This window comes from Halalkalibacterium halodurans (genome assembly GCF_004376175.1).
GTDB classification, from domain to species: Bacteria; Bacillota; Bacilli; order Bacillales; family Bacillaceae_D; genus Halalkalibacterium; species Halalkalibacterium halodurans.
Window position 1 is genome coordinate 1 of record NZ_SNUY01000130.1, and the last position, 2,697, is coordinate 2,697.

Annotated in this window: 5 protein-coding genes; 3 read left to right on the forward strand and 2 right to left on the reverse strand. The window is 34.5% G+C overall.

Annotated features, from left to right (window positions below):
* The 3 genes from E2L07_RS20300 to istB form a co-directional block, all read left to right on the forward strand.
* A partial coding sequence (locus E2L07_RS20300) for an IS3 family transposase (protein ID WP_134230514.1) occupies positions 1 to 96 on the forward strand: 96 nt, incomplete at its 5' end.
* A 57-nt stretch (positions 97 to 153) separates the two neighbouring features.
* Positions 154 to 810 carry a Mu transposase domain-containing protein gene (locus E2L07_RS20305; protein ID WP_134230515.1) on the forward strand — a complete coding sequence of 219 codons (657 nt, stop codon included), beginning with the start codon at positions 154 to 156 and terminating at the stop codon, positions 808 to 810.
* On the forward strand, positions 807 to 1,580 hold the full coding sequence (gene istB, locus E2L07_RS20310; RefSeq protein WP_134230516.1) for an IS21-like element helper ATPase IstB: 774 nt from the start codon (positions 807 to 809) through the stop codon (positions 1,578 to 1,580). Before E2L07_RS20305 ends, istB begins: the two co-directional genes overlap by 4 nt.
* Before the next feature lie 524 nt (positions 1,581 to 2,104).
* Here the strand turns inward: istB and E2L07_RS20315 are convergent.
* Together E2L07_RS20315 and E2L07_RS20320 are read right to left on the reverse strand one after the other, a co-directional pair.
* Positions 2,105 to 2,485: a hypothetical protein gene (locus E2L07_RS20315; protein ID WP_134230517.1), complete on the reverse strand. Its 381-nt coding sequence runs from the start codon at positions 2,483 to 2,485 to the stop codon at positions 2,105 to 2,107.
* The coding region (locus tag E2L07_RS20320; RefSeq protein ID WP_166740147.1) for an ATP-binding protein at positions 2,486 to 2,697 on the reverse strand (212 nt) is incomplete at its 5' end. It lies immediately after the preceding gene.

Below are 2,697 nucleotides of genomic sequence, written 5' to 3' on the forward strand. Positions count from 1 at the left end.
GAACTTTTTGACTACGTTCACTGGTTCAATACTATTCGAATTCATGGATCATTAGATTACTTAACACCGACTGAATACAAGTTAATGAACCTTTAAATAATTGTCCGATTTAGTGTTGACATTCCAAAGAAAAGACCTTCAGAAGTGTACACCTTGGAACGGAAACACTTAAGAAAAGTCTCTTCCAAATTCTCTTTCGAGAATACGTTAAAGCCTATTATAACAAGAACCGTCCAGAAGGACAATGTCATTCGTTTTGAATCTAATCGTTATTCCGTCCCTATAGGTACGTATGATAAAAGAACGAAGAATATTGTTTATATTGAAATCACTCAAGATGATCATCTTCTTGTACGACTTCAAGAAGATGGAGAGGTTATAGCAAGGCATGTGATTTCTAGTCAAAAAGGACAACTTATTCAAGATTCTTCTCACATTAAACGACCATCTACAAAGAAAGATAAATTGCGGAAAGAGATTGAAACGACTTTCAAAGATCGAGAGTTGATTAGCTGGTTTCTAGATGAGTTACATGTAAAGTACCCAAGACATTTGTTAGATCAATTGAAAGTTCTCTCTAAGGTTATTGATAATCACCCAACTTTTATAGACGATGCTTTAGAGAAGGTGAAGCTTTTGAATTTAATAAGCGCAAATGATTTCCGAGATATTGCTTATTCGCTTCATGTGGAAGCAAAGGAAAGAATCCCTAAGGCCCATAATAAAAGTGATAAGTATTCACATTTGAAAGCAGCAGAACGTTCAGAAGATTACTATGTGAATGTTTTAACTGGAGGGAAAAAGTCATGACATCTCCAATAGAAATATTACAAGAAAAATGTAGAACGTTGAGACTTGCCGAAACGGCAAAAGAACTCCCTCTACTATTAAGAACAGCTGAATCAAAAAATTGGACGTATCATGAATTTATACATGAGCTATTAACTTATGAAATGAATTGTCGTGAAAAGAAGAATATAGACCGTTTTATGAAATGGGCTGATTTCCCTTATCAAAAAACACTAGAAGAATACCGTTTAGATGAGCAGAATGCAATAGGAGATAGACAGTATAAGCTTCTAAAAGAACTTACTTGGATTGATGAAATGTTCACTTTGATTTTAATGGGACCGCCAGGGACGGGGAAAACGCACCTATCAGTGGGATTAGGTACTTTAGCTATCGAAAATGGATACCAAGTAGGATTTGTTTCAATGGGAGAACTTCTTTATATTCTTAAGAGCCGCGAGTATACAAGTAAATCACGAACTCGTTACAAGCGAATTTCAACATCCGACTTGATTATCATAGATGATGTCATGTATATGACTGTAGATGAAAAAGAAGCCAACCTATTCTTTCAATTCATTTACGAATTGTATGACAAAGCTGCCTTTATTCTCACTTCGAATAAAGGACCCAATGAATGGGGTAAGTTTTTAGGAGATACATCCTTAACTACTGCAATTTTAGATCGCCTCCTCCATAGGAGTGAGGTGATCACTTTTGGAGAAGATGAAGACAGCCTTAGAATGAAGTATAGAAAAACTATATTCGACGAGGTAAGTGCTCAATCTTAATTGGGAAAAAATGATCAATATTAATTTGTGAAAACTGCTCAAAATTACTTGACGGTTACAATCCCTTTCTTTGATAAGAGACATCAATTATAAACCTAGAAATCCAATACTTCCTCTCTTCAATCTCGTCTGGATCACATTCCGTCATCACAAAACCTATAACTTCCTCATCCAAATGTATTGCGTACGGTGTAACTTGGGGATCACCTTAGACTCTGCAATGGAATAAACATTAGGAGCAATTCGATCCACTTGATCGTCCGCTATTAAGTTCCATCACAAGAAGGCCCCGTGAACAAGTTTTTTGTTCACGGAGCCTATTAATACTCCATTTACTAGTTTTGTCCCATCTTCATTTATTTTTTGTATGTTCGAGTAATTGATCAACTTTCTTGTGAAGAGATTTCATTTCTTTTTTTTGATGATCAAAATGGACAAAGACTCTTGAAATCATGTAAATGATTAGCAGCCAAAATAAAATTCCAATGATTGATTCAAGTAAATCCATAACTATCACCTTCAACTTAATTTGACATAATGTAAATATAAAGAAAAGTTGTATGCAAAGTGTCTGAATTAACTGAAGGTACTGTGTTGATACCGCCATTTTCATTAATATAACTTTGCATTAATTGTTCTATTTCTCCTTCATCAAAATTGTAAAGTTTAGCTACCTTTAGTATATTGTACACATCATAAAAATTCAATTCGTCTTTAGTCTTAAGAATTTTAGATATGTAGCTCTCAACTTCTTCAATACTAAAAAGTTGAAAATCAAAAAATTCATTCATTGAAACAACTTGAGTAAAAGAGTCCAAGGTAAACTCACTTATAGAAAGCTCATGTATTTTGCAATAGAAAAGTGCAGAGAAATGCAATGAAAAATGCAGAGGTTTGCCACCCATTTAATTCCTTTTCGACAATGCGTGGGACAGTCTATAGCTCTCGCCATGAAAAGAGATGATATGGGCGTGATGAATTAGCCTGTCCACTAACGCTGCTGTTAAACGAGAATCTGTAAAGATCCGGTTCCATTGACTAAATTCTAAGTTAGATGTAATAATGACGCTTTTCTGTTCATAAAACTCCGATATAATTTGGAATAATAATTCAGCTC

Bases quoted from the DNA above. Each gene is read 5' to 3' on its own strand.
- E2L07_RS20315 (WP_134230517.1), bottom strand. From the start codon at position 2,485: ATGGGTGGCAAACCTCTGCATTTTTCATTGCATTTCTCTGCACTTTTC.
- istB (WP_134230516.1), top strand. From the start codon at position 807: ATGACATCTCCAATAGAAATATTACAAGAAAAATGTAGAACGTTGAGA.